Source organism: Corynebacterium callunae DSM 20147, from assembly GCF_000344785.1.
Lineage (GTDB): Bacteria > Actinomycetota > Actinomycetes > Mycobacteriales > Mycobacteriaceae > Corynebacterium > Corynebacterium callunae.
Genome location: NC_020506.1, coordinates 911,121 through 936,842 on the forward strand (window position 1 = coordinate 911,121; position 25,722 = coordinate 936,842).

The 25,722-nt window shown below is 50.6% G+C and carries 23 protein-coding genes; 17 read left to right on the top strand and 6 right to left on the bottom strand.

Going from position 1 to position 25,722, the window contains the following annotated elements; all coding sequences use genetic code 11:
- Nucleotides 1–22 precede the first annotated feature (22 nt).
- Nucleotides 23–2,074 carry a RecQ family ATP-dependent DNA helicase gene (locus H924_RS04320; protein WP_015650735.1) on the top strand — a complete coding sequence of 684 codons (2,052 nt, stop codon included), beginning with the start codon at nt 23–25 and terminating at the stop codon, nt 2,072–2,074.
- On the opposite strand, the gene H924_RS04325 is transcribed toward H924_RS04320, so the two are convergent.
- Nucleotides 2,061–2,678: a cyclase family protein gene (locus H924_RS04325; RefSeq protein ID WP_015650736.1), complete on the bottom strand. Its 618-nt coding sequence runs from the start codon at nt 2,676–2,678 to the stop codon at nt 2,061–2,063. The genes H924_RS04320 and H924_RS04325 overlap by 14 nt on opposite strands.
- Nucleotides 2,679–2,699: 21 nt before the next feature.
- Here H924_RS04325 and H924_RS04330 point away from each other — a divergent pair, with 21 nt between their 5' ends.
- The 10 genes from H924_RS04330 to ppk2 all read left to right on the top strand — a co-directional run bounded on the left by H924_RS04330 (nt 2,700) and on the right by ppk2 (nt 13,411).
- Entirely contained in the window at nt 2,700–3,524 is an 825-nt protein-coding gene (locus H924_RS04330; protein ID WP_015650737.1) for a TatD family hydrolase, read from the top strand.
- Nucleotides 3,525–3,704: 180 nt separating this feature from the next.
- Nucleotides 3,705–4,856 carry a resuscitation-promoting factor gene (locus tag H924_RS04335; RefSeq protein WP_015650738.1) on the top strand — a complete coding sequence of 384 codons (1,152 nt, stop codon included), beginning with the start codon at nt 3,705–3,707 and terminating at the stop codon, nt 4,854–4,856.
- Between the two features lie 36 nt (nt 4,857–4,892).
- Nucleotides 4,893–5,759, top strand: coding sequence for a 16S rRNA (adenine(1518)-N(6)/adenine(1519)-N(6))-dimethyltransferase RsmA (rsmA, locus tag H924_RS04340; protein ID WP_015650739.1), 867 nt, complete (start codon nt 4,893–4,895; stop codon nt 5,757–5,759).
- Nucleotides 5,760–6,698, top strand: a complete 939-nt coding sequence (locus H924_RS04345) for a 4-(cytidine 5'-diphospho)-2-C-methyl-D-erythritol kinase (protein WP_015650740.1) — start codon at nt 5,760–5,762, stop codon at nt 6,696–6,698.
- Nucleotides 6,699–6,730: 32 nt separating this feature from the next.
- Nucleotides 6,731–8,536, top strand: coding sequence for an ABC-F family ATP-binding cassette domain-containing protein (locus tag H924_RS04350; protein WP_015650741.1), 1,806 nt, complete (start codon nt 6,731–6,733; stop codon nt 8,534–8,536).
- 292 nt (nt 8,537–8,828) lie between these two features.
- Nucleotides 8,829–9,425: a YdhK family protein gene (locus tag H924_RS04355; protein WP_015650742.1), complete on the top strand. Its 597-nt coding sequence runs from the start codon at nt 8,829–8,831 to the stop codon at nt 9,423–9,425.
- 32 nt (nt 9,426–9,457) lie between these two features.
- Nucleotides 9,458–11,566, top strand: coding sequence for a heavy metal translocating P-type ATPase (locus H924_RS04360; protein WP_155861926.1), 2,109 nt, complete (start codon nt 9,458–9,460; stop codon nt 11,564–11,566).
- Nucleotides 11,567–11,638: 72 nt separating this feature from the next.
- Entirely contained in the window at nt 11,639–11,962 is a 324-nt protein-coding gene (locus H924_RS04365; protein ID WP_211208113.1) for a putative quinol monooxygenase, read from the top strand.
- Between the two features lie 75 nt (nt 11,963–12,037).
- The gene (locus H924_RS04370; RefSeq protein ID WP_015650745.1) at nt 12,038–12,361 is read left to right on the top strand and encodes an antibiotic biosynthesis monooxygenase family protein; all 324 of its coding nucleotides are present in this window, start codon (nt 12,038–12,040) and stop codon (nt 12,359–12,361) included.
- Nucleotides 12,362–12,487: 126 nt separating this feature from the next.
- Nucleotides 12,488–13,411, top strand: a complete 924-nt coding sequence (ppk2, locus tag H924_RS04375; RefSeq protein ID WP_015650746.1) for a polyphosphate kinase 2 — start codon at nt 12,488–12,490, stop codon at nt 13,409–13,411.
- 52 nt (nt 13,412–13,463) lie between these two features.
- On the opposite strand, the gene H924_RS04380 is transcribed toward ppk2, so the two are convergent.
- Entirely contained in the window at nt 13,464–14,264 is an 801-nt protein-coding gene (locus H924_RS04380; protein ID WP_015650747.1) for a Cof-type HAD-IIB family hydrolase, read from the bottom strand.
- Nucleotides 14,265–14,345: 81 nt separating this feature from the next.
- Between H924_RS04380 and H924_RS04385 the strand changes: the two genes are divergently transcribed.
- Together H924_RS04385 and H924_RS04390 are read left to right on the top strand one after the other, a co-directional pair.
- On the top strand, nt 14,346–15,362 hold the full coding sequence (locus tag H924_RS04385; RefSeq protein ID WP_015650748.1) for a 3-hydroxyisobutyryl-CoA hydrolase: 1,017 nt from the start codon (nt 14,346–14,348) through the stop codon (nt 15,360–15,362).
- Nucleotides 15,363–15,434: 72 nt separating this feature from the next.
- Nucleotides 15,435–16,157 carry a hypothetical protein gene (locus H924_RS04390; protein WP_015650749.1) on the top strand — a complete coding sequence of 241 codons (723 nt, stop codon included), beginning with the start codon at nt 15,435–15,437 and terminating at the stop codon, nt 16,155–16,157.
- Here the strand turns inward: H924_RS04390 and H924_RS04395 are convergent.
- Entirely contained in the window at nt 16,104–17,309 is a 1,206-nt protein-coding gene (locus H924_RS04395) for a DUF6882 domain-containing protein (RefSeq protein ID WP_015650750.1), read from the bottom strand. The two genes, H924_RS04390 and H924_RS04395, sit on opposite strands and share 54 nt — an antisense overlap.
- 126 nt (nt 17,310–17,435) lie before the next feature.
- On the opposite strand from H924_RS04395, the gene H924_RS04400 reads away from it, so the two are divergent.
- Entirely contained in the window at nt 17,436–18,803 is a 1,368-nt protein-coding gene (locus tag H924_RS04400; protein WP_029703897.1) for an alpha/beta hydrolase, read from the top strand.
- Nucleotides 18,804–18,866: 63 nt separating this feature from the next.
- On the opposite strand, the gene H924_RS04405 is transcribed toward H924_RS04400, so the two are convergent.
- Nucleotides 18,867–19,448, bottom strand: a complete 582-nt coding sequence (locus H924_RS04405) for a TetR/AcrR family transcriptional regulator (protein ID WP_015650752.1) — start codon at nt 19,446–19,448, stop codon at nt 18,867–18,869.
- Nucleotides 19,432–21,810, bottom strand: a complete 2,379-nt coding sequence (locus tag H924_RS04410; protein WP_015650753.1) for an MMPL family transporter — start codon at nt 21,808–21,810, stop codon at nt 19,432–19,434. Before H924_RS04410 ends, H924_RS04405 begins: the two co-directional genes overlap by 17 nt.
- Before the next feature lie 229 nt (nt 21,811–22,039).
- Here H924_RS04410 and rraA point away from each other — a divergent pair, with 229 nt between their 5' ends.
- Nucleotides 22,040–22,540, top strand: coding sequence for a ribonuclease E activity regulator RraA (gene rraA, locus H924_RS04415; RefSeq protein ID WP_015650754.1), 501 nt, complete (start codon nt 22,040–22,042; stop codon nt 22,538–22,540).
- Nucleotides 22,541–22,661: 121 nt separating this feature from the next.
- On the top strand, nt 22,662–23,309 hold the full coding sequence (locus H924_RS04420) for a hypothetical protein (protein WP_015650755.1): 648 nt from the start codon (nt 22,662–22,664) through the stop codon (nt 23,307–23,309).
- Here H924_RS04420 and H924_RS13865 read toward each other — a convergent pair.
- The gene (locus H924_RS13865) at nt 23,306–23,839 is read right to left on the bottom strand and encodes a DUF2199 domain-containing protein (protein ID WP_015650756.1); all 534 of its coding nucleotides are present in this window, start codon (nt 23,837–23,839) and stop codon (nt 23,306–23,308) included. The two genes, H924_RS04420 and H924_RS13865, sit on opposite strands and share 4 nt — an antisense overlap.
- Before the next feature lie 261 nt (nt 23,840–24,100).
- Here H924_RS13865 and H924_RS04425 point away from each other — a divergent pair, with 261 nt between their 5' ends.
- Nucleotides 24,101–25,678, top strand: coding sequence for an HNH endonuclease signature motif containing protein (locus H924_RS04425; RefSeq protein ID WP_015650757.1), 1,578 nt, complete (start codon nt 24,101–24,103; stop codon nt 25,676–25,678).
- Nucleotides 25,679–25,722: the final 44 nt, after the last annotated feature.

Here is a 25,722-nt window from a genome sequence, read left to right on the forward strand (position 1 = left end):
CCGGTGGTGTTAGGTGGAGGACATGAACACAACAAGAGAAGAAGCAAATACCTTATTAGCCGGCATTGCTGGTCCCGGCGCCCAATTACGCGATGACCAATGGCTAGCAATTGATGCCTTGGTTAATAAGAAACAGCGCATGCTAGTGGTGCAAAGAACTGGTTGGGGCAAATCAGCCGTTTATTTTATTGCCGCCAAACTATTGCGTGCCAGGGGAGCTGGGGCCGCCGTGATTATTTCCCCGCTATTGGCACTGATGCGCAACCAGGTGGCAGCAGCTGAGCGCGCCGGGATCAAAGCAGCAACTCTAAACAGCGCCAATATGAAGCAGTGGGAAGATATTGAAAAGAGCGTCATCGGGGGAGATGTTGATGTGCTCTTAATTTCTCCGGAACGCCTTAATAATCCAGATTTCCGCAGTAGTATTTTGCCACGTCTAGCTGCAGAGACTGGGCTGGTAGTAGTAGATGAGGCGCACTGTATTTCTGACTGGGGACATGATTTCCGCCCAGATTATCGTCGTATTAGAGATCTACTTGCCGGCCTCGGTGCACAGGTTCCAGTGCTGGCAACTACTGCAACAGCAAATGACCGCGTGGTGGAGGATGTACGGGCGCAATTAGGTGAGGGGACAGGTGTTCTCAGAGGCGAGCTGGACCGTGATTCGCTTTATCTCTCTGTGGTTAATTTGGAAGATTCCACCCTCCGGGCAGCTTGGCTGGCAACCCACCTTAAAGAGCTTAAAGGTTCTGGAATTATCTATTGCCTCACGGTTTCTGCCGCTCATGACCTTGCTGATGCACTTAAAGCACTGGGGTGGGAAGTGGCCGCTTATACCGGTAGAACCGAGGCAGGAGAGCGGGAACGCTTAGAACAAGCCTTGTTAAACAATGAACTTAAAGCTCTCATTGCTACCTCTGCTTTGGGAATGGGATTTGATAAACCAGATTTAGGTTTTGTGGTGCACCTCGGTTCCCCAAGTTCTCCTGTGTCCTATTACCAGCAAATCGGCCGTGCCGGGCGTGGCACAGACCATGCAGATGTAATTTTGCTGCCCGGTGTAGAAGACAAGGCTATTTGGGAGTATTTCGCGTCGGTATCCTTCCCAGCAGAAGAAGTAGTGCGACAGTTACTTAGCGTTTTAACCACCGAAGCTCAATCAACGGTCAAGCTGGAATCTCAAGTAGATCTTTCTCGTTCGCGACTGGAACAGGTGCTAAAAGTTCTTGATGTTGATGGTGCAGTAGATCGTGTTCGTGGAGGTTGGGTTTCCACTGGGCAGGAATGGACTTATGATGCCCCGCGCTACGCTGGACTCCAAGAAGCCAGGCATGCAGAAGAAGTAGCAATGCTGGAATACCAGCGTTCGACCTCTTGTCGCATGCTCTTTTTGCGCCAGCAGCTAGATGATATTCACGCGACTGTTCCTTGCGGGCGCTGCGATAATTGCACTGGCCATAAATGGAGTGAAAATATTGATAGTGGAATTAATCTGCAGGTGGAACAACAGTTAAAGTCTCCTGGAGTGCGGCTTCCGGCACGTAAGATGTGGCCGAGTGGAATTAGCGTAAAGGGAAAAATTTCCGGAATTAAGGAAGGACGAGCACTGGGCCGACTAAACGATATCGGGCGTGGACCTGCACTAAAGCAGTTGCTAGAAAGTGGACACTTTATTGAAGATCCCTGGATGGGTCGAATTATTGAAGTACTCAAGAACTGGGATTGGCAACAACGTCCAGCGAACGTAGTGGCATTGGGAAAACCCGATGTGCAGGCAACTGCTTTAACAGTGGAGGTGGCACAGGCGATTGCGCGCATCGGGCGAATGAATTTTGCCGGTTTACTTAATGTTGCTCCAGGTGCTGTGGAGGTTACCGCTCAAAACTCCGCCTATCGGGTTGAAGGATTGTTAAATCAGTGGGATTGGTCTGCTGGGCTGCAATTGGTGGACGGGCCGGTGCTCTTGGTGACTGACCTTTTTGATACTGGTTGGTCTGTCACTGTGGCAGGAACTGGAATTGCACAGCGCAGTTCTTTAGATGTTTTGCCTTTTGCCTTGGCTAGTCGGGGATAAGCGCTATCGGTCGAACCGGAAAGCTGGCACCTGAGCGAGGTACTGGCCAAGGACAAGCCAGATGTGCGCCAAGCGGCGGGACTTTTTCCAGATTGCACATATTTTCTATCTGCCAATGGTCATGATGTAACCACCAGTGCTGGGCTTCTAATGTGGGATCAGTATCGGGAAGGTCGTGGCCAATGGCGATTACGCCTTTGAGATGCAGATATTCCAGAGCGTTAATGGACCACCCTGGAGCAATTCCTGTTCGGCCCCACGTCCAACCGGTGTGCAAGGCTACGAAGCTACCTGTCTGAATTTCTCCATATTGAGATTCAAAGGATGTGAGCTCGGCAGGAGTAATTAAGCTTTCTTGAGGGAAACTCACTCTATATATAGGTAGGTAGGTTTCTTGAACCGGAATCTGATCCAAGGTTCTGCCGGTGGGGTCAAAATGGGCCGGGGCATCAACATGAGTTCCCCAGGGGCCGACCAGGTGATAGCGGTGCATGAGGAAGCCGTCTTGAGAGATCTCGGAAACAACGTCAACCTCTTCATCCGGATCGCCCGGATAATGGGGTTGACCTGGATGAAAGGCATGGGAGAGATCGATGATCTGCATGCGTCTAGAATAAAGGCCAATATGTCTAAGAAGAAGCCACGCCCTATACCTGTCCCTGCTCAATTTATTCCGCAGCTCATCGATGCGCATACCCATCTTGCTTCCTGCGGCGGTGACACCGCTGAATTGCTCAAGCGCGCCCACGAAGCCGGCGTCGAAAAGCTTTGTACAGTCGGTGATGGTCTCGCAGAGGCCGAACTTGCCCTGCAAGCGGCGCAGGAATTTAACAATGTTTATGCAGCTTGCGCGATTCATCCAACTAAGGCCGATCAATTGGATGCTGCAGCGCGCCAGCGTTTAAGTGAGATGGCGCAGGATCCTGCTTGTGTTGCCATCGGTGAAACTGGATTGGATACCTATTGGATAACTCATGATCCGGAAAACACCGCATCTTTGGAGGTTCAGGAAGAGGCATTGCGTTGGCATATTGATTTGGCGGTCAATTCCGGCAAAGCCTTAATGATTCACAACCGAGAAGCTGATGCTGATTTGATGCGCGTGCTGGGTAGTGCACCACGTCCCGAGAACACAATTTTGCACTGTTTTTCCTCGCCTTTGGGTGTAGCAAAAGAAGCTTTGGAACGTGGATATATCTTAAGTTTTGCCGGAAATGTTACTTTTAAGCGCAATGAGGAGCTGCGTGAGGCTGCCAGAATTGCTCCATTAGAGCAGATTTTTATTGAAACTGATGCGCCTTATATGACTCCGGAGCCTTTCCGCGGATCGCGAAATGAGCCTTCACTAATTGGCCATACGGCGCTTTGTATCGCAGAGGTGCGAGGCATGGCGGTGGAGGAATTGGCTGTGGCACTTTCCGCCAATTTTGATCGGGTTTATCATTCCTGAAGCCCATAATGTGACGCAACACACTCTTTTGAGGTTGGCCGTGGTCAGTTGTAGGGGATGGGGCGGATGTTACTGAAGTTTAATTGGGAGACGTCATTGGCGTTTTGCTTCTAGACGGGGTCATTTTGTTACCGTATTGTGATTAATTGTTCATACCCCGAGAGTGAAGAAGTTTAAAAAATGGCGACCCATCAAAAGTCACGGATCAACCAGATTAACGGCACCCGTTCAGTGCCGCTACGTCTGGCTACCGGTGGCATGCTCGCCACTCTGCTCATCGGCGGAGTGACAGCTGCAACCACTAAAAAAGACATCACTGTTGATGTCAACGGACAACAGCTGGCACTAGTCACCATGTCTGGAACTGTCGAAGGCGCGCTTACCCAAGCAGGTATCGAGCTCGGCGACCAAGACATTGTGTCCCCATCCTTGGATTCTGCACTTACTGACAACACCAAAGTGACAGTGCGAACAGCAAAGCAGGTAGCAGTGGTTGTGGAAGGTGAGACCAAGCAGGTCACTACCACCGCAGCTTCGGTGGAAGACCTCCTCAATGAAATTGGTGGAGTTACTCCCGCCGATGCCGTTGACGCGGACCTCAATGCAGAGATCCCAGAAGATGGCTTGGAACTTAATGTCACCAAGTCCAAGATCATCTCCATCAATGATGGCGGCAAGATCACTTATCTTTCCATCGCAGCCAAGGACGTTGCTGAAGCTTTGCAAGAGCGTGGCATTTCCCTCGACGCTGATGATCGCCTCAATGTGGATCCCGCAACCACGCTCAAGAACAACACTCAGATTGTTATTGACCGCGTGGAAAACAACCACGTCACTGAAGCGGTTCCTTTTGATGTAGCCGCAGTTTATGTGGATAATCCTGACGCTCCAGAAGGCGAAGAGTCTGTCCTGGAACCCGGCGCAGCTGGTACTAAGGAAATCACTCGCCAAATCACCACTGTCAACGGTGTTGAAACCAACTCCGCAGTGGTTAATGAAGTTGAAGTAACCCCAGCAACTCCTGCCAAGATCAGCCGTGGCACCAAGGTTGCAGCTGCTGCTCCTGCCGCAGCTGCCGTAGCTGGTAACTCAGTGTGGGATCAGCTGGCACAGTGTGAAGCTGGTGGAAACTGGGCTATTGATACCGGCAATGGTTACTCCGGTGGCCTGCAATTTGCAGCTTCAACCTGGCAGGCATATGGCGGTGGCGCTTACTCTGCAACCGCCGCAGGTGCATCCCGCGAACAGCAGATTGCCATTGCAGAAAAGGTTCAAGCCGCTCAAGGCTGGGGCGCATGGCCTGCTTGCACCGCAAGCCTAGGCATCCGATAGTAGAAATCTCGCATCCTGCAGGTAGATTGGGATGCTATGGAAGAACCCTCAGGCGCACAGCTGCTTGGCCCGGTGGAGATCCGCGCCCTCGCAGAAAAACTCGATGTCACACCCACGAAAAAACTGGGACAGAACTTTGTTCATGATCCCAATACCGTGCGTCGAATTGTTGGCGCCGCCGGACTTACCGCTGAAGACCATGTAGTAGAGGTCGGACCAGGGCTCGGTTCACTAACCTTGGCCCTGGTTGATGTGGCAAAAACCGTCACCGCAGTGGAAATTGATCCACGCCTGGCAGCAGAATTGCCAGCCACCTTTCAATGGCGTGCCCCAGATCTGGCCGATAAATTAAGCATTGTGCTCAAAGATGCGCTCCAGGTAAAACAAGCAGATTTGGCAGTTCAGCCCACCGCATTGGTGGCTAACTTGCCATATAACGTCTCTGTTCCAGTGCTGCTACACATGATGGAAGAATTTCCGACCATCACCAAGGTGCTCGTTATGGTGCAAGCCGAGGTAGCTGATCGTTTAGCAGCTGATCCGGGCTCCAAGATTTATGGTGTACCAAGTGTCAAGGCTTCTTTCTATGGACCTGTCACCAAAGCTGGTTCCATTGGTAAGAATGTTTTTTGGCCTGCACCGAAGATCGAATCCGGGTTGGTGAAAATCACCCGAGTGGAAACTCCGTGGCAACAAGACGATGAAACCAGGAAGAAAGTCTGGCCCATCATTGATGCTGCCTTCCTGCAGCGTCGCAAGACCTTGAGAGCTGCTCTTTCGGGATACTTTGGATCTGCCCAAGCTGCCGAGGATGCCCTTAGAGCAGCAAATATTGATCCTGGCCTGAGAGGTGAAAAGCTCGATATCGCCGATTATGTTCGCCTTGGATTGCAGGAGGCATAGGTGAAAATTACGGCCAAGGCCTGGGCGAAGACCAATCTGCACCTCGGTGTGGGGGAGGCTCGTCCCGATGGATTCCATGAACTGTTGACAGTTTTTCAGACGATTGATCTTTTTGACACCGTCACACTAGAAACCATTGATGAGGAAATTGTCGAAACAGGATCCGTCGTAAAGCGCCTTTCTGTAACCGGACCCCGTGGGGTCCCGGAAGACGCCACTAACCTGGCGTGGCGCGCAGTTGATGCGTTAGTGGCGCGTCGCGCCGAGCAGACCCCGCTGCCTGCAGTTACCTTGCATATTGACAAGGGGATTCCGGTGGCTGGTGGCATGGCTGGCGGTTCGGCGGATGCGGCGGCGACGTTGCGCGCTGTGGATGCTTGGATCGGGCCTTTTGGTCAAGAGACCTTATTAGAGGTTGCCGCTGAGTTGGGTTCGGATGTGCCATTTTGTTTATTGGGTGGCACCATGCGTGGCAGCGGTCGTGGCGAGCAATTGGTAGATATGCTCAATCGTGGAAAGTATCACTGGGTGGTCGCAGTTTTTGCAAAGGGCCTGTCCACGCCTGCGGTATTTAAAAAGCATGATGAAATACATTGGCATGGCAATTTTGAAATTGAAGAACTCAGCGAGGCTTTGCTGCAGGGCGACTACTTAAGCGTAGGTTCTGCTTTGCACAATGACCTGCAGATTTCCGCTTTTAGTTTGCGTCCGGAATTGCGCACTGTGCTTACCGATGGCATTAAGGCCGGTGCTTTTACTGGCATCGTTTCCGGATCGGGCCCAACATTGGTGTTTATTTGTGAAAATGCTGCCGATGCCCGCGATGTTGCAGAATCGCTTATTGATGGCGGACAGGTTTTGGCAGCTCACACTGCCACTGGCCCAGCATCACGCTCCGCGCGAACCCGCGGCGCACATATTTTGTCTATCGAAGACTAAAGCTAGTGAAATTGGAGTAAAAGAAAAACACAATGGCCAATCTGATCAATCTGGAAAACGTCTCAAAGACGTGGGGATTAAAGACGCTTCTCGACGGGGTGTCGCTGGGAGTGCAAAGCGGCGACCGTATCGGTGTAGTAGGCCTCAACGGCGGTGGCAAGACCACCTTGCTTGAAGTGCTTACCGGCATCGAACCTCCGGATGCGGGCCGTGTTTCACATAACTCTGATCTGCGCATGGCAGTTGTTACCCAGCGTGCCGAGCTCAATGATGATGACACTGTTGCTGATGTTGTGCTTGGACCACTTGGCCTGGAAGTTTTTGAATGGGCTTCCAATGCAACTGTGCGCGATGTGCTCGGCGGCTTGGGAATTGTCAATCTGGGTCTAGATACCAAGGTGGGCAACCTCTCGGGTGGAGAGCGTCGCCGTACCAATTTGGCTGCTGCTTTGGTCCAAGATTTGGATCTCATTGTGCTTGACGAGCCCACCAACCACCTTGACGTGGAAGGCGTGCAGTGGCTGGCATCTTATTTGCTTTCCCGTCGCATTGCCATTGTTGTGGTCACCCACGATCGTTGGTTCCTGGACACCATTGCCACCACCACCTGGGAAGTTCATGATGGCGTAGTTGATTCCTATGAAGGCGGCTACAACGACTGGACCTTCGCCCGTGCTGAGCGTGCGCGCCAGTCCGACATCATCGAGCAGCGTCGCCAGAACCTAGCCCGCAAGGAACTTGCTTGGCTGCGCCGCGGTGCACCTGCCCGTACCTCTAAACCTCGCTATCGCATTGAAGCCGCCGAGGCGTTGATTGCTGACGTGCCAGCTCCGCGTGACAAAGTGGAATTGATGAAATTCTCTAAATCACGCCAAGGCCGTGTGGTTATTGAGTTGGAAGATGCAGCAATTGCAACACCAGATGACCGCATGCTGGTTGAGGATCTCACCTGGCGTCTGGCCCCTGGCGAGCGCATCGGTCTGGTGGGCGTTAACGGCTCCGGCAAAACTACGCTGCTGCGCACTTTGGCTGGCGAGCATCCTTTGCGAGCCGGTAAGAGAATCGAAGGCCAAACTGTAAAGCTTGGTTGGCTGCGTCAGGAGCTCGATGATCTTGATCTTTCCCGCCGTCTTATTGACTGCGTGGAAGATGTTGCTTCTTATGTGGTGATGGGTGATAAGCAGATTTCTGCCTCCCAATTGGCTGAACGCCTGGGATTTTCACCGCAGCGTCAGCGCACTCCAGTAGGAGATCTGTCCGGTGGTGAGCGCAGGCGCCTGCAGCTTACCCGAGTGCTCATGGCCGAGCCCAACGTTTTGCTTCTCGACGAGCCCACCAACGACCTTGACATCGATACCCTTCAAGAGCTGGAATCTTTGCTTGATGGTTGGCCAGGCACCTTGGTGGTTATCTCTCACGACCGTTATCTGATCGAGCGAGTAACCGACTCCACCTGGGCACTTTTTGGCGATGGCAAACTTACCAACCTACCAGGTGGCATTGAAGAATACCTCGCTCGTCGTGTGGTTTTGATGGAAGCTTCAGATACTGGTGTTTTGAACCTGGGATCGGCCAATGCTGTGTCGGAGAGCTCTTCAACCTCTACGATGTCTTCCCAAGAACGCCACCGCATCACCAAAGAAATGAATGCTTTGGAACGCAAAATGGGAAAGCTTGACCAACAAATGGACAAGTTGAACCAGCAACTGGCAGCTGCGGCAGAAGAAATGGATACCGCGAAGCTCACTGAATTAGACACCAAGTTGCGCGCGGTACGCGATGAACATAGTGATCTAGAAATGCAGTGGATGGAACTTGGCGAGGAAATTGAAGTCTAGATTTTGCTGCTTTAGCTAGGCATTTCTAAGAAGGTCATTTCTTGAGGTTATTCCTCGGGGGATGACCTTTTGTTATGTTTCACGAAGTGGCGGGTGCACAAGTGTGATGGGAAAGCTATTGCCGTATACCCCCCATGGGTATATATTGATGTTTAGGTCACTAATAGCTTTTGATTGTGACTAAGGATCTTTGTTGAAATTTTTACCCAATAAAAATCCGTTGACATAACCCTGAAGCGTTCGCTGGAAATAACATTCTTGACTGGCGTGCGTGCAAACGAAGGAATGCAAAATGAACTACCGCACAAAAACACTGCTCGTTGCCTTAACTGCAACTGGAACTTTGGTTCTCAGCGCATGTTCTCCAGCAGATGAAAGTTCCTCCGCAACATCTTCTAGTTCCTCCAGCTCCTCAAGTTCTTCCAGTGCTGCAGCTGATCCACACTCTTCAATGATGCACTCAATGGGAAATGCAGAAGTTCCTGAAGGAATGACCGAGGCAACAGATCCTACCTACCCAGTTGGAACTGAAGTGACCTTAACTGCAGACCACATGCCAGGTATGGAAGGCGCAACGGCAACAGTGTCAGGAGCATATGACACTTATACCTACGCTGTGGACTATGTACCCACTACCGGCGGCGCCACCGTCCTAGACCACCGTTGGGTTGTTCAAGAAGAGATCGAAAACGCTGGCACCGAGCGCCTGGCAAATGGCACCAAAGTTACGCTAACCGCTGGCCATATGGCGGGAATGGACGGTGCAGAAGCAACGATTGCTTCCTCCACCGATGAGACGGTCTACGCCGTGGACTTTGAAATGAACGGTATGACCATGGAAAACCACATGTGGGTAGTCGAAAGTGAAATGCAACCCCTAAGCAACTAATGAACCTGCTTCAAGAAAGGTAGTGGTTTCTCATGACTATGGGAGATTCACACGCAACTCACACTGGTCATGAGGGCCACGGAGGTCATGCTGGGCATGGTGGTCATGAGGGCCACGGAGGTCATGCTGGGCATGCTGGGCACGACGAACACGGAGGTCATGCTGGGCATGGTGGTCATGGTGGTCACGTAGAAAAATTCAGAAAACTGTTTTGGCTCATGCTTTTGCTGGCCATTCCTGTCGTTATTTTTAATGACATGTTTGCAGGAGTGATTGGATACTCGCTTCCAGACTGGCCATGGGTTCCATGGGTCTCCCCGCTGATTGGTACCGTCATATTTTTCTGGGGCGGCTGGCCCTTCTTGCTAGGTGCTTATTCAGAAATTCGTGGACGTAAACCGGGCATGATGCTATTGATTGCACTTGCTATCAGTGTCGCTTTTCTAGCTTCATGGGGCTCTAGCCTTGGACTCTTAAGCCATGAACTTAACTTCTGGTGGGAACTAGCTTTATTGGTTGTCATCATGCTTTTGGGACACTGGATCGAAATGCGTTCATTGGCTCAGACCACCTCAGCTCTTGATTCTCTAGCTGCTCTGCTTCCAGATGAAGCTGAGAAAGTAGTTGGGGCAGAGGTCGTTAAGGTTTCTCCAGGTGAACTGGCCGTTGGTGATGTAGTGATCGTACGTCCAGGCTCAGCTGTGCCCGCGGATGGAATCATTGTTGATGGTGCAGCTTCCATGGACGAAGCAATGGTGACTGGTGAATCTAAAACAATTTGGCGAGAATCCGGTGATCATGTCATTGCTGGCACTATCGCGACAGATTCTGGTTTAAGAGTTAAAGTCACCGCCGCTGGTGATGAAACCACATTGGCTGGAATTCAAAAACTCGTTTCTGAGGCTCAGGCTTCATCTTCGCGAGCTCAACGAATTGCTGATACTGCAGCAAATTGGCTTTTCTGGTTTGCGCTGGGGGCTGCGGCTATCACTGCTGTAGTTTGGTCGCTTTTGGGAATGCCAGATGAGGCAGTAATCCGTACTATTTCGGTTCTTGTGATTGCTTGTCCACATGCCTTGGGTCTGGCAATTCCGCTAGTTGTTTCAATTGCAACGGAGCGAGCTGCCCGTGGGGGAGTGCTCATTAAAGATCGTCTTGCTTTGGAATCCATGCGCAAGATTGACACGGTTCTCTTTGATAAGACAGGAACGTTGACCAAGGGTGAGCCACATCTTGCGGAAATTGAGGTGGTAGAGGGTTTTGCAGCAGATGAGGTGCTCGCTTTGGCAGCAGCAGCCGAAGCTAATAGTGAGCACCCACTTGCTCGCGCTATTCTTCGAGCTGCAGATGAAAAAGGCTTGAGCGTAATGCCTGCTAGTGATTTTTCATCGGCGCCTGCGGTTGGTGTCAAAGCGACGGTTGCTGGGAAAGTTGTTGAGGTAGGTGGCCCATTTTTACTTAAACAAGCTGGAGTAATCGAGCTACCTATTGTGCAAAGATGGAGTTCCGTAGGGGGAACAATTCTCCACGTCTTGGTAGATGGCCAGGTCATTGGTGTCATTTCCTTGGTTGATGAGGTTCGCCCGGAATCTTATACGGCAGTTAATGCGCTACATGAACTTGGAATTCAAGTCGTGATGATCACCGGTGATGCTCAAGCAGTGGCTGACACTGTGGCAAAGGATCTTGGCATCGATAGGGTTTTTGCCGGAGTTCGACCAGAAGATAAAGCATCCAAGGTGGCTGAGCTGCAACATGAAGGCAGGTTAGTTGCCATGGTTGGGGATGGCGTTAACGATGCTCCTGCTCTTGCTACGGCTGATGTGGGCATTGCCATCGGTGCTGGTACCGATGTGGCGATAAACTCTGCCGGCGTGATTTTGGCTTCTTCAGATCCTCGATCAGTGCTTTCCATGGTCAAGCTTTCACAAGCGGCTTATCGGAAGATGAAACAGAATTTGTGGTGGGCAGCAGGTTATAACTTGATTTCTGTGCCGCTGGCAGCAGGAATTTTGGCTCCAGTGGGATTTGTCTTGCCAATGAGTGTTGGTGCACTTTTGATGTCGGTATCCACGGTTGTTGTGGCGTTGAATGCTCAACTCTTGCGCAGGTTGGATCTATCGCCAAATAAGGTGATTTAGAAAACCTGTTGCACATCAGAAATTTAGAGGTCTTCTGGATAAGGCCTCTATCTATTGGCTATGATGGGTGAAATGATCTTAATCAACGTAAAATTCAAGCCTTTGCCCGAGTATGTAGCCAATTTCCGCGAATTGGTTGCCGAGTTTACTGAGAAGACCCGTGCTGAAGAGGGAAATATCTTCTTTGAGTGGTCCATCAATACCGATAACCCAAATGAATTTGTTCTTATTGAGGCTTTCCAGGACGATGCAGCCGAAGCTCATGTCAACAGCGATCATTTCAAGGCAGCATGTGAGCTCTTCCCAACCATCTTGATTGAGACTCCAGAGATCATCAACACTCTTATTGAAGGCAAGACTGAGTGGGATCGTATGGCGGAGTTTGCTGTTAAATAAGATGTCCTAAATTGGGCAGATAGTTTATGAATATGATGCTAGTCATATATTTCAAAATGGACGTATGATGAGGGCATGCACATTGTAAATATTCGATTCAAGCCCAAGGCTAAGTATGTGGAGACATTCCGCTACACCGTTGACAAATTCACCGAAGAAACTAGGACAGAGGAAGGCTGTCTCTATTTTGACTGGTTCCGCAATACTGATTATCCAGGTGAATATCTGGTAGTTGGTGTCTGGACTGATGAAGGTGCCAAGGCACATCAAAACAGTGAACAGTACCTCAGAGCCCAAGAAACTTTGCCACCGTTGCTGCAACAAACGCCACTTATTGTGCAAAGCGAGTTTCCGCATAAGAAAGGCTGGGAACGGTTTAGTGATTTTGAGGTCAACTAGTTTTTCGGTTCAAAACCCCCCATCTCGAAGGTATCTTTATCAAACCTTTGTAGCTAATGGGGGATTTTTCATGTCAACTTAGCAAATAGGAGCAATTACTTAAGGATTTACTTGTAGGCTCAAATCATGGGAAATAAAAAAGATTCTGAAAGTCTGCCGGACTTCCACAAGAATCCGCCAAAGCTCGATAAAAAAGCTTATGAAAAAGAGCTCAAGCGTCTCCAAGCTGAGTTGGTCAATCTCCAGCAATGGGTCGTGGAGACCGGAGCTCGCGTTGTTATCGTGATGGAAGGTCGCGATGCTGCTGGCAAAGGCTCTGCCATCAAGCGGATTACTCAATACCTCAACCCACGTTCTGCCCGGATTGAAGCTCTTCCAACACCTAGCTCTCGAGAAAAAGGGCAGTGGTATTTCCAGCGTTATATTGAAAAGCTGCCAACTGCAGGCGAGATCGTAATTTTTGATAGGTCTTGGTACAACCGCGCCGGCGTTGAGCGAGTGATGGGTTTTTGTACCTCTCAGGAATACCGCCGATTCTTGCACCAGGCCCCTATTTTTGAGCGTCTGCTGGTAGAAGATGGCATCCACCTGCGTAAGTACTGGTTCTCAGTATCTGATGAGGAACAAATTTCCCGCTTCCAGGATCGGTTGAGTGATCCGTTGCGCCGTTGGAAGCTCTCACCAATGGATTTGCAGTCTATTACCAAGTGGGAGGACTATTCTCGTGCGAAGGATGAGATGTTCATCCACACTGATATCCCTTCTGCACCGTGGTACACGGTGGAATCAGAGGACAAGAAGCGTTCTCGAATTAACGTGATTTCACATCTCTTGTCCACGATTCCTTATGAGAAGATCGATCGCCCTTTGCCAGAGATTCCGGAACGTCCAAATCCTGACACTGACTATGAGCGTCCTCCACGTGATGAATTCCGTTATGTTCCCGATGTTGCTGCCCACCTAGAAGAAGATCGCATCGAGGCAGTAAAGCAGGAGAAAAAGGATAAGAAGGCCAGTAAGAAAGAGAAAAAGGGCAAAAAGAAGGCTTAATAACAGTCACCTTCTTGCCCCGGGCCCAACTTAAATAAGCCCCAGCCGGAGTTTAGAGTTCTTCAGAAAGTAGATTTTGGAGGACTACTACAACTCCGGCTTCGGCATTTGAAGGTGCAATTTCATCGGCCAACGCCAAGATATCGGGGTGTGCATTAGCCATGGCATAAGAGGTGCCAGCGGCTTTCATTAGTTCTGTGTCATTGAGGTAATCGCCAAAAACAAGGGTTTCAGATTCGGCAATGCCCAAAGCTTCGCGCAGGGTAGCAAGTGCATGACCCTTGTTGGCTGATTTATCCATAACATCAACCCAGTGTTCACCGGAGACGACCACATTCGCGCCGGGAGCAGCTGCGCGAATGACGGGGGCGCAATCCTTTTCTGCATCTGCAAAGGTGAAAATGGCGACCTTAATAACCTCGTCATTAACTACTTCGTGGAGGTCTTCCACTTCATCGAGGGCGAGGTAATACTGAGATCCTTCTTCACGGAAGGCGGCGTCGAAACGCTCTACAAAGGCGCGTTCCGGGCGGCAGACCACAACACCCATATCTACGGAGGATTCGCGGGCTGCATCAATGATGGAGTGCACGGTCTCGCCATCGATGGTGGTCAAAGAAATAATCTCACCGTTGTGGACAACCACGGTGCCATTTTCGGCGATATAAGAAAGTGGCTCTCCAGCCCTTTCAAATTGGGTTTGCAGGGTGGCTAGTTGGCGGCCACTGGCGGGTGCAAAGGCAATATCTTGTTCCCTGAGCTGTTCGAGAACCTTCCAAAATCCTTCTGGGATTCTTCTTTGATCATTGAGCAGCGTGCCATCCATGTCAGTTGCGACGAGGCGAAAATCCATCAGAGAGAGACTCCTTTCAAATAAAGTGCTAATTGCCTATTGTGTCACACCTCGGCAGGCAAGCTATGCCACACTAGTTTCATGAACATTTCCGAACCTCCCGTGATTATTAGGGTGCAGCATAAAACCGGCATCGTAGCGCTTAATCGAGCAAAGGCACTGAACTCCATCAACCTAGAGATGGTGAATATTATCCAGCAGGCTTTGGATGAATGGGCTGCCGATGATGCGATCTCGCAAGTGCTTATTTATTCGACTTCAGAGCGTGCATTTTGTGCCGGCGGAGATATTCGAGAATTGCGTGATGCGGTGATTGCAGGAAATCCTGAATTTGGCGATCACTATTTCACTGAGGAATTTAACCTGGTTAATTGCCTGGGAACTTACCCTAAGCCAGTAATCGCGCTGATCAATGGCATTGTTATGGGTGGTGGTATGGGGGTTAGCATGCATAATTCCCATCGCATTATTACGGAAAACGCCCTAGCTGCGATGCCAGAAACTGCGATTGGTTATGTCCCGGATGTGGGATTCACCTATTTTGCACACCAGATCACCACCCCGGCAATCGCCAAGTTCTTAGGTATTACAGGCTGGCGTATGAGTCCCGCCGATATGCTGTGGACCGGAGTGGCCAGCCACTTCATTAAATCCGCAGATATCGAGGCATTCACCAACACCCTGCTAGAAAATTCGCTCGAGCAGGCCCTCGACACCTTTAGCACCCAACCTGAAGAATCCAGCACCTTGGAAAGCTTTGCCTCCAGCATTGAGGAGACCTTCGGCCAAGAGACTGGGGAGCTTATCGACGCTGCCCTCGCCGCACATCCCGACGCTGCCTTCAGGGCCAAGATTGAGAAGCCACTGCGCCAGGCTGCGCCTAGCGCAGTGGTGGCAACTTCTGCTTTGATGAACCAAAATCGCGAGGCGCAGAGTCTGCGCGAAGGCCTTGATAATGAACTTGTGATGGCACTTTTTATGATCCGCCAACCTGATTTTGCAGAAGGAGTACGCGCTGCGGTGGTGGATAAGGATCGTAATCCACAGTTTGGAGCGGCACTGCCGGAAGAGAATTACCTTGAGCTAATTAAGAATTAGCAACCACCTTTTGATAGCTTAGGTATAGACCTTTCGTTTGAGAGGTCTATTCTGCTTAAGGGAAGGTGTGCAGTGAAAGCGCTGAGCAAAATACCTGTTCCTTGGACCTGGTACCTGGGAATCATGGGAATGATCGTGATGAGCATCGTGGCAGCACTTGCAATGCTCAAGTATTTTCCCAATGAAATGCCCACGCAGGTAAATAGCGGACTTTTTGCACTTGGTGGTTCATATTCGCCACCGATGAGCTCTCAAACTCTCATTGCTCGGGTGGTTGCAGGTGCTGTTTTAGTGCTCGCAATTTCCTTGGGTACGTCCACGTTGATCTCTTATCGATCCGAGAATCTGGCGGCAGATCATCCCCATGCGTCTGCTATTCAATTGGCACGCCGCTGGTCTTTCCTTAATAATGTCCAAAGCTGCTTGGGATGGTTTAGCTTTTTCCTGGCCGCCGTACTCACGATTTCTGCGCTGCGAGTCAACGGTCCAGGTCCGGTTAGCGCTTTCGAGATGGCCGCGTATGTTGTGTCAATAGCCGTTTTGGCCTGGGTGTTTGTAATTTCCCTAAGGCGCGGCCAATTAGAAATAGATCGCGCCATTCCCATTCGTGAGGATGATTCCGCTCTTAAATGGGGCATCATTTATCACAATGTTTCCGACCCTCGAGTTTTTATAGAGCTTGACGACGGCCAGACCACCGTAATTAACATGGCTCGCCCGGCGAGCTGGGGTTTGTTGGGCTTAATGATCCTGCCCGCTGTGGTCATTGTCGGAATCATTATTTATGGAAGCTAAGTTAAGTTGGCGATTTTCCACCGTGATTTTGCTGCCATCAAAAGGTAATCCGCGCAGCTGGGCGTAGGAAGCTACCGCCCGCTGTCGATCAAGATCGCTGGCAAGTGGTTGATAGAGGGTAGCCTCCACCGCAGCAAAAGAGGCTGGCGGCAGGTGCAAACGTGGATGATCAAGCAGGATGACGATGTGCCGATCGCCATCTTTGACAAAAGCATGTGTCCACCGCTTGAGGATGGGTTTTGCTACATTAATGAGCTCAAATTCCTGCGCATCGGCGACCTCAACTTCAGGAGTGGTGAGCAACAAGATTCCATTATCAAATCCAAAACGCGCCACCCCCTCAGTTTCGGAGCCGTGGAATTCTGGCTGGGACCATGCCCATTTCCAGGTGTTACCCTCGATGGTCGCGAGTGGAAAAGCCTGCACCTCATGAACATTATCCAGCTGTGCGGTGCGTGAGCTGGCATTAAACTGCAGCTGATAATTCGGCGAGATGGCGTCGAAAAGCAACTGGTGCTCAGCCGACATGAAGGCCGCATCCGCGCGTACCTCGCGCAACCCCAGCCCACCTGCGAGTTCAATGGGCTTCCCATTGCGTAACAAGAGGGAAGTGCCATCGCTGAAGGCGATGCGATCCTCTTCAATCCGGATGCCTAAGCCGCGGAAGGCGGCGTAGGAGCTGAGCGCGCGTCTTAACGTGCCTCGCGGTAGCCCGGGCAAACCGTCGATGAGGTCGCGGCGGGCGTCGAAAAGCTCAGGTAAGTAATTGATGATGACAAGTGCTTGGCCACGGGAGCCAAAAGGGGCAATGAATGCTGGTGCATTGCCATAAAGTGTGCGGGCGGCAGAGATGAGGTTATCGCTAAGTGGCTGGGTGCCCTGTAGTTCCGGGATGTTGAGATCAACACCGCGCGTACTTTCCCAGGTCAACTGGTTATTTTGAATCCAAGCGACAACTTCGCCAGTGGTATCAAAAGGTGCACCTGAGGTACGGTTAATTCTAACTTCGGCATGTGTTGCGCCTTCGTCGAGGTTAAACTCGACCCCCAGGATTCCTCCCAATTGGGCTGCAAATGCCTGGTCAACGCCTGATTGTCCTATTTTTCCGTCAGCTACAACTTCAGAGAGTGACACGGGAAGCGGGATATCCATTCCTTTAGGATATTCCTTCCACCTGGCTTTTGGGGACAGTGGGCGGGTTGTTTGAAATTATTCCATCTGTGAAGATGGAGGGATGCCAATATCAATTCGGCGTTTATTGAATAGGAAGTACTTAGAGTGAAAACCGCAAAATCTCGACTATGCTCCATTGTTCTTGGAGTTTCAATCGGGGTGACCTCAGTATTTACTGGCGCAGGAATTGCCGCTGCCTATGACTACGGCATGGACCCTAACCAAAACTATAATCCCGTAGAAGATATTACCGATCGCCCGGAAGGGCTTTCCAAGCTGCCATTTTTTGGCAGTCAACTAACTAGTTTTGGTTCCTCAGAAGGCTCATCCTTCGGGGAAATTGTGACCTCCACCGAACCGCAATACACCGATCCGCGTTATCCAGCAGGTAAGGATGCTCTGCCGAAGGCAACGATCGACATGAACCCTGAGGTTCTAGCGCGTTTGGAACGTTTTATTGGCGTTGATGGTGATCGCATTCGCCAGATCAATGCTTATTCACCATCCATGGGACGCACGATTCCATTGCTATGGATTGTTCCTGAAGATAATTCCGTACCACGGCCTACGCTTTATGCACTTGGTGGTGGAGATGGAGGCCAAGGCAGCGATAACTGGGTAAATAACACTGACCTTGATGAATTGATGAGTCAGAACAACGTCAATGTCATCATGCCTATGCTTGGTGCATATACTTTTTATGCTGACTGGGTGGAAGAAAGCGCAGATCTCGGTGGCAAGCAGCAATGGGAAACCTTCTTAACCCACGAGCTGCCAGAGCCTTTGGAAGCTGCGATTGGTGCTGATGGTCAAAGAAGCATTATTGGCATGTCAATGTCGGGTGGCACTGTACTGAATTATGCGAGCCACAACCCGAATTTCTACTCTTCGGTAGGTTCATTCTCTGGATGTGCAGAAACCAACTCCTGGATGGGGCGCCGTGGAATCGCGGCAACTGCCTACAATGGCAATGCGCTTCCAAGCCAGATTTTTGGCGAAGTTGATAGTGACTATTCCCGCTACAATGATCCACTGCTCAATGCTGCAAAACTGGGTGAACAAGATAATCTCTATGTTTTTTCAGCCTCTGGTTTGTCCTCGGAACTAGACTTCACCGGCCCAAATGCGCCTACCGATCAAGCTGGCATTGATGATCGACTTAGTGTTGGTTTCCAAATCGAGGCAATGTCCAATACTTGTACCCATAATCTCAAGGCTGCGACAGATCAAATGGGCATTAAATCGATTAACTATGACTTTGGTGTAACTGGTACTCACTCCTGGGATTATTGGAATCAGGGATTGCACCGCTTTTTCCCTCTGATGATGCAGGGATTTGGACTAGATGGTGGAGAAATCCCAGTTTATAACCCCAATGGTGTGAGCTCTACTGAATCATCTTCTGAACTTTCCTCCGGTGTTAGCCTCGGTGGAGTAATTGGCAGTGTGGTTGGTAGCTCGCTTTCCAGCTAAATCTTTAATCCAAAAATGCACTGTGTTCCGGGCGGAACACAGTGCATTTTGGTGTTTTTAGCCTTAACGCTTTAGGAGGGCGCTGGCTCTTTTAACTAGCTCGATCGCCTCTTCAGGATCGCGTGGCTCAGGGTTGCGGTAATACCACTTCAAAGCTGCTGCAATTGCTGCAGCTTGTAAGTGGATCGACACATCAATTTCGAAATCATCTAGCTGTGGCATCTTGTGTTTGAAGAATAAGCGCAGTGGCTCCAACATGATGTTGGCATCAAAAGCACAAGGGGGAGGGCCGAGCTTTTCTAAGATTTCACCCACTTGATAAAGCGCACTAAAAGAATCAAGCTCTGAATCTCCCTTGCGGAAATGGTTAATTACTAGATGCTCAAGGGCGTCTTGAGTATCTAAATCTGCAGGGAGTTCCTCAAGTTGAGCAATCAAATTCTGGATTTGAGAACTCATAAACTCTACAAGTGCTTCTTCTCGAGACGCAAAATAATTGTGAAAGGTTCTCGTCGAAAAGCCTGCTTCGGCCGCAATTGTTGCAACCGTAAGGGACTCGGGGCCTTCAGTTAAGGCGAGCTGCGCAGCAGCGCGGGAAAGCGCTGTGCGCGTTGCAGCTTTTTTAGTTTCACGAAGCCCCGACACTGGTAGATTCCTTTAGTTCCGCGGTGCGGGCCTTATCTAAACCGCTAAGACCTTCACCTTCGACATCAACATTTGGAAGAATCTTATCCAACCACTTAGGAAGCCACCAAGCCTTGTCGTCGAGTAGGAACATTGTTGCTGGGATGATCATCATACGAACGATGAAGGCATCGAAGAACACAGCAGCTGCGAGGGCAAAGCCCATTGTCTTAATGAAGGCCATGTCCTGGGCCATGAAGGCGGCAAAGACAGAAACCATGATGATGGCAGCTGCAGTAACCACGCGGGCGCCGTGTTTAAAGCCGTTGGAGGTAGCATTGCCGGCGGTCTTTCCCTTGGTGAAGCCTTCTCGCATACGCGTCACCAAGAAGATCTGATAATCCATGGCGAGGCCAAATACCAGGCCAATCAGCATAATTGGCAAGAATGACAGCAGCGGTTGAGGATCTTCAATAATTCCGAATGCGCCTTCTTGGAAGATTGCTACGGTGGCACCGAAGGTGGCTGCCACGGACAATCCGAAGCCGAGGGCCGCAATTAGTGGAACCCAAATGGAACGGAAAACAAGAAGCAGCACAAAGAAAGCTAGGACTAGCACAATGAGGACATAAGGAATCAGCACGCTGGAAAGACGTTCTGAAATGTCATCATAAATTGGAGTGACGCCGGTGATGCCATAGGTGGCGCCGGTTTCAGATTCAAAAGTGCTGGTGTTATCGCGCAAAGCCTGAAGGGTATCTGAGGTGCGCTCATCAATGGCATCGAACTCAGGGGTAATCAAGATTTGTGCAGTGTCGAGATTCTCAGTGGTCTGCGTGACCTGCGCATTCTTCACGCCATCGATGGTGAGGAATTGCTCTACTGCCTTTGCGAAGGCCTGAGGGCGATCCTGCTCTGCCACATTTGCAGCATCTATCAGAGCAATCATCGGAGCGTTTTTGCCTGGACCAAAGGCTTCGGCAGTCATGTCATATGCGGTGCGTGGTGCAGAGCCCAAGGCGGAGGTGCCATCGGTTGGCATTGCTAGGCGCATGTTGCCGGCAGGGATCGCAATGGCGCCCAGCAAGATAACGCCAACGGCAAGGTAAGCAAGAGGCATTTTGCGGATGAGCCGAACCCATTTGAGACCCATGGTTGGCTTCTCATCTTCAGGGTCTGGAACCTTAGGTCCAGGCATTCTAGCTGCAAAGATCTTGGTTCCCAGAAGTCCCAGCAGGGCTGGGAGGAAGGTAAGTGCTACCAAGACGGCGACTGCGACCGTGATTGCAGCGGCAATAGCCATTGTGGTGAGGAATGGGATGTTAATAATTGACAGTGCAATGAGGGCAATTAGAACCGTGGTGCCTGCGAACACAACTGCAGATCCGGCGGTGCCGACTGCCATTCCCATAGCGTGTGCACGGGTGCTCAGCGGCATATTGCGAAGCTTCTGGGCAAGCTCTTTGGGCTCCAAGTTATTGGAACCGGTTTGCCCGATGAGCTCATTGCGGAAGCGAGAAACAATAAAGAGGGCGTAATCAATACCCACTGCCAGGCCAATCATGGAGGCCAGGGTTGGGGTCATATCGCTGACAGAATCCGTGAAAGCGGTTGCCAGCTGAATGCCCATGATGCCGATACCCACGCCGATAATGGCAGAAATCAGTGGCATGCCAGCCGCAATAAATGAACCGAAAGTAACGATGAGCACAACAGCTGCAACGAGGAGACCAATGAGTTCAGAGGTCATATTTAGGGAGGTAGCTGCAGCGCCGAAAACATTTCCGTTATACACAACGGTGAGATCGCCATCGTCGTATTTGTCCAGAATGTCAGTGACGGCGGTGCGATCTGCTGCAGGGACGTCCGCGGCTGCTGCCGCGTCAAAAGTCATTGAGACGATGCCGGTGGTTTCATCCGGGCTCAGAGGGCTTATCGACGCTATATCTGCGGCGATTTTATCTGCAGGGACGCCCTGGGCTTCTAGAGCTGGGGTCATTTGAGCCGTTATGCCTTGCGCGGCCATAACTGGATCTACGACGCTTTCCGCATCCTTCAGCACTCCAGTTGCGCGAATTTCTTCGAGCATCTTGTTTACTTCAGCCGATACTGCTGGATCAGTGAGTGTGGAACCTTCAGGAGCTTGGATAACTACCGAGCCAGTAGCAGCTGAGGTGGCGTCGCTGGAACCAGGGAAGCGCTCCTGCATTTTCTCCATTGTGGTGACTGAGTCAAGCCCTGGGATGGAGAAACTGCTGGTAGTTGGCTTGGAATAGAGTCCCGCCAAGGTTGTAATGCCGATTAGCAGGATGAGCCAAAAAGCGAGGAAAGGCCACTTCTTGCGGTAAGCAAGGGAGCCGATGTTATAGAGAAATCTTGCCATGAGTTTCCTTCTTGAAAGTGAAGATTTGAGGCTGGCAGGGAAGTGAAAAACTTGCACACTTTATGCAATCTTGCGCAACATGTGCAAGTTTATCCCGGGGCTTTCATTCAGGGTTAATGTCAAAGGTGATTTGTGATGCAACTCTATTTTTAGCAAGTGGTGTGTGATAAATCTCTATATTTCTTTGGGAAGCAAGACGGTTGTACTGATGGTGGGTTATTGTGCCCCTATGACTACGAATAACGCGAAATTTATCCCCACGGCCGACCTTGTTGACATCATCGGTGAGGAAGTTCGATCCTGTGATCTGCAATTCCAAAACCTGGGTGGGAATGTGGAATTTTATGGCCCAATTACAACTGTTAAATGCTTTCAAGATAACGCACTTTTGAAATCAATTCTTGGTGAAGAAAGCACAGGTGGAGTTCTGGTTATTGATGGAGATGCGTCCCTGCATACTGCATTGGTGGGGGATATTATTGCAGCTTTAGGTAGGGATCATGGTTGGTCTGGAGTTGTAGTTAATGGTGCGATTAGGGATTCTGCTGTTATCGGCGAGATGGAATTTGGTTGCAAGGCTTTAGGTACCAATCCTCGTAAGTCCTCCAAGAGTGGGGCAGGTGAGCGTGATATCACCGTCAGTTTTGGTGGGGTCGATTTTATCCCTGGTCATTACCTTTATGCTGACTCTGATGGAATTGTTGTCACTGAAGAGCCTGTAATTCAGTAACGGCAGGCGATAGAAGAACGACACTATTAATCAGGGCTGAATCTGATTGTGATTAACTTGCGCAGGTAGGCTCTAATTACTATTTGTCGTCTATCAAAGGTTTAAACAATTGTTTCATGCCGTGAGTTTTGCACTATTGGACTCTGTTAACGTCCTACTCATCGGCATTGTTGTCGCAATTGCTGCACTGCTTCCGCGCTCTGGGAAATATGGCCCAATTGCCACCCTGCTTTTAGTGGGGGATTGGCTTGGGGTCTTTTTGCTGAGCATCGTTGTCATGCTTGTTTTTGATGGACTGGAAGGATTAGTCGGGGCCTTCCTAGATTCCCCATGGTTTGGCATCATTTTGATTGCAACTGGTGTCATTTCTCTGTTTGCAACCATGCTCTCCAAAGGTGATGGCACCAAAGTCTTAGATGGTTTTTTAACGCCAGTAAAGACCCCAAGCTGGAAAACTGTTGGTGCAGGCCTAATCTTGGGAATCGTGCAATCGGCTACCTCGCTCCCTTTTTATGCTGGCCTAGGATTCTTAAGTATCGGCGACTTTAGTCCCGTCATTCGTTATGGTGGCCTCGTAGTTTATGCAACCTTGGCGCTGAGCTTGCCTATAGTTACCGCGATCCTGGTTGGATGGGTTCGCCGATATCCCGAAAGTCCTATTGGCAAGCTCTTTGAAAAGGCTGGAGAAAACAAAACCAAAGTGGCAAAGTGGTCCGGCTATGTAGTGGCATTAGTACTTTGCCTCATGGGTGTTAACTCCCTTATTTAGTCATGCCGCTCGGGGTGATTGTGGGAATCCTGAACTGCGAGCATCCACGTTGAGACTCTTAGATCTGCCTCTCTATTTGAGATTCCATTAGTGAAATCTACATATAAGGAATGAATTGCTGGCAATGGTTGAAACCTTGAGTGCAGGGATCTGCCTTTGGTTTTAAGCAGTACTGGGCAGCCATAGGAGTCCTCGAGCCCTGGAATTTTGCTTGCTAAAAAGCCATTTAATTCCAGACTTTGGTTAAATAGATTGCTTTTCGAGAATCTGCTTAGGTCATAGCGGCTCAGCTCAACCCAGCATCCGTATTCAAGAGTTTGTTTTTCACCGTGAACTGGGATTCCAATATTTGATCGAACAAAGTGTCGTTTAGGTTTTGGGTAATGAATATGGCAAATTGTCGGATCTTCAGTGACCCTTGAATCATTGGCTTTTGCTTCAATCAGTGGATCTGGATAGCGCAAGCTTAAGGCTGGAACTCCATATGAGGGTCCGGTGCATGCTGGGCATTTAAAAATTCTTGGTTCCATAACGGCTCTCCCTGGGTAAATAATAGTAGTTCGACCACAGTCTAAAGCTTTTTGTTCTTTGGGATGGGTTGGGTGATGTGGTTCCTGTGGATAACTGGGGGCGCGGGAGTCGCCTGTGGATAACGTTCGATTTCCAATGTCTAAAGTTCTGGCTTGAGGTTCGAAAAAATGTTCGCAACCACTATTGCTATCGAACACATGAGCCACTAAAATAAGAAGCAGAAAACCACGGGGAACACACAAACACCAAAGGGGGAGATGATGGCGTCATTAACACACCACGTTGATGCATTAGACACCCATATCAAAGCCATCATCACCGCCTTATCCACTGACCTGTCAGCACAGGTATTTAATGACAACGAAGCAGACCTTGTGCGGTTGGAACATGTGTTTAACCAACGTGGGGTGATTAACGCTGCGGTGGCTGTGATGGCTGAACTAGCCCACGCCGGCACGAGGGTGGGGTCTGCAAAAACCACTGATTATCTCGTTGAGCGTTTAGGAGTGTCACGCGTAGAGGCGTTTAACAGGGTGGCGTTGGGTAAGTCATTGTTCCCGCAGGATAAACCCGCTGTCGTAGAGGCTTTGCCGGTGGTTGATGCTGAGGCTGAGGTGGCCGATGGTGATGCGCCCGCGGTGTCTGTTCCTGAGGTGGATGTGGTGGCTGAGGTTATCGGCTCTCATCGTTCAGGATCGGTGGTGGTCAGTCCTGATCGGTTGGTGGTGATTAACCGTGAGTTAGACAGACTGTCTGGGGTGGCGGTGGATTCTCGTGAGGTGTTGTTTGCGCAGGCTGTTAGTCAGGCGAAGTGGCGTGGGGTGGATGATCTGGGGTTGTGGGTGCGTGATCAGGTGGTCAAAGCCAATGGGATAGCTCCTGATCCGGTAGCGGCGATGGCTCACCGTTATGTTGCTTTTAGTAAGGCTGATGCTGATGGGTTGGTGCGTATTTCGGGGTTGGTGCCATCTGCGACGGCGGCGTTGATGAAGGCTGCGTGTGCGCCGTTGTCGACGAAGGGCAGTTTGGTTGGTGGGGATGTGGAGTTGGATGGTCGTAGTGCTGGTCAGCGGTTGGCTGATGCGGTGCATTATGTGTTTGAGCGTTTTCATCAGGGTTTTACGGTCAAGGGGCGTCGTGGGATTGGCAGCATTGTGGTGTCGATGACTACTGATGATGTGGAGTTGGTGGAAAAGCGGGGGTTGGGGCATCGGTATCCGACGAATACGGGGTTTGGGTTGACGTTGGGTGAGGTGTTGTTGTTGGGGGCTGCGAAGTATGACTTTGGGGTGGTGTTGGATGGTGAGTCTGGTCGGGCGTTGCATTTGGGTCGGATGAGTCGGTCGGCGTCGTTGGAGCAGAAGGTGGCGTTGTTGGAGTCGGAGTTGGTGTGTTCTGCTCCTGGGTGTTCGCGGGCGTTGATTGATTGTGAGATTCATCATTTAGATCCGTGGGTGCGTGGTGGGTTGACGGATGTGGTGAATTTGACGCCGCAGTGTTTTGGGGATCATCCGCGTAATGATGATTCTCGTGGTGGGGTTAATGGGAAGGGGTTTATGGTTCGTGATGAGGTGACGGGTCGTGTGGGGCGGCGGGTTGTTGGTGGTGGGGTGGTGTTTAATGATGGTGTTGCAGCTGGGTTGTCGGGTGGTGCGTGGGCGCGGGCGAAGCATCAGAAGTTGAGGGAAGGGGATCTGCCTGATCCACCTGATCCGCCGGGTATGTCGGATGTTCCTGATCCGCCGGATCCGCCGGGTGGGGGGCAGTTGGGGTTGTTTGGGGAGGTGGGTGTGTGTGGTTGGTGGTGCCTGGTGTGGGGGTCTGCACTGGGCTTATAACCATGCCCACCTGCATTTTTGAGAAATCACGTTGGGCTGATAGA

Excerpts from the sequence above, each read along its gene's own strand:
- H924_RS04410 (WP_015650753.1), bottom strand. The coding sequence starts at position 21,810 with ATGGCAAGATTTCTCTATAACATCGGCTCCCTTGCTTACCGCAAGAAG.
- H924_RS04395 (WP_015650750.1), bottom strand. The coding sequence starts at position 17,309 with ATGGATATCCCGCTTCCCGTGTCACTCTCTGAAGTTGTAGCTGACGGA.
- H924_RS04325 (WP_015650736.1), bottom strand. The coding sequence starts at position 2,678 with ATGCAGATCATCGATCTCTCCCATGCCTTTCATCCAGGTCAACCCCAT.
- H924_RS04320 (WP_015650735.1), top strand. The coding sequence starts at position 23 with ATGAACACAACAAGAGAAGAAGCAAATACCTTATTAGCCGGCATTGCT.
- H924_RS04355 (WP_015650742.1), top strand. The coding sequence starts at position 8,829 with ATGAACTACCGCACAAAAACACTGCTCGTTGCCTTAACTGCAACTGGA.
- rraA (WP_015650754.1), top strand. The coding sequence starts at position 22,040 with ATGACTACGAATAACGCGAAATTTATCCCCACGGCCGACCTTGTTGAC.
- rsmA (WP_015650739.1), top strand. The coding sequence starts at position 4,893 with ATGGAAGAACCCTCAGGCGCACAGCTGCTTGGCCCGGTGGAGATCCGC.
- H924_RS04350 (WP_015650741.1), top strand. The coding sequence starts at position 6,731 with ATGGCCAATCTGATCAATCTGGAAAACGTCTCAAAGACGTGGGGATTA.
- H924_RS04330 (WP_015650737.1), top strand. The coding sequence starts at position 2,700 with ATGTCTAAGAAGAAGCCACGCCCTATACCTGTCCCTGCTCAATTTATT.
- H924_RS04370 (WP_015650745.1), top strand. The coding sequence starts at position 12,038 with ATGCACATTGTAAATATTCGATTCAAGCCCAAGGCTAAGTATGTGGAG.
- ppk2 (WP_015650746.1), top strand. The coding sequence starts at position 12,488 with ATGGGAAATAAAAAAGATTCTGAAAGTCTGCCGGACTTCCACAAGAAT.
- H924_RS04425 (WP_015650757.1), top strand. The coding sequence starts at position 24,101 with ATGGCGTCATTAACACACCACGTTGATGCATTAGACACCCATATCAAA.
- H924_RS04385 (WP_015650748.1), top strand. The coding sequence starts at position 14,346 with ATGAACATTTCCGAACCTCCCGTGATTATTAGGGTGCAGCATAAAACC.
- H924_RS04335 (WP_015650738.1), top strand. The coding sequence starts at position 3,705 with ATGGCGACCCATCAAAAGTCACGGATCAACCAGATTAACGGCACCCGT.
- H924_RS13865 (WP_015650756.1), bottom strand. The coding sequence starts at position 23,839 with ATGGAACCAAGAATTTTTAAATGCCCAGCATGCACCGGACCCTCATAT.
- H924_RS04380 (WP_015650747.1), bottom strand. The coding sequence starts at position 14,264 with ATGGATTTTCGCCTCGTCGCAACTGACATGGATGGCACGCTGCTCAAT.
- H924_RS04365 (WP_211208113.1), top strand. The coding sequence starts at position 11,639 with ATGATCTTAATCAACGTAAAATTCAAGCCTTTGCCCGAGTATGTAGCC.
- H924_RS04360 (WP_155861926.1), top strand. The coding sequence starts at position 9,458 with ATGACTATGGGAGATTCACACGCAACTCACACTGGTCATGAGGGCCAC.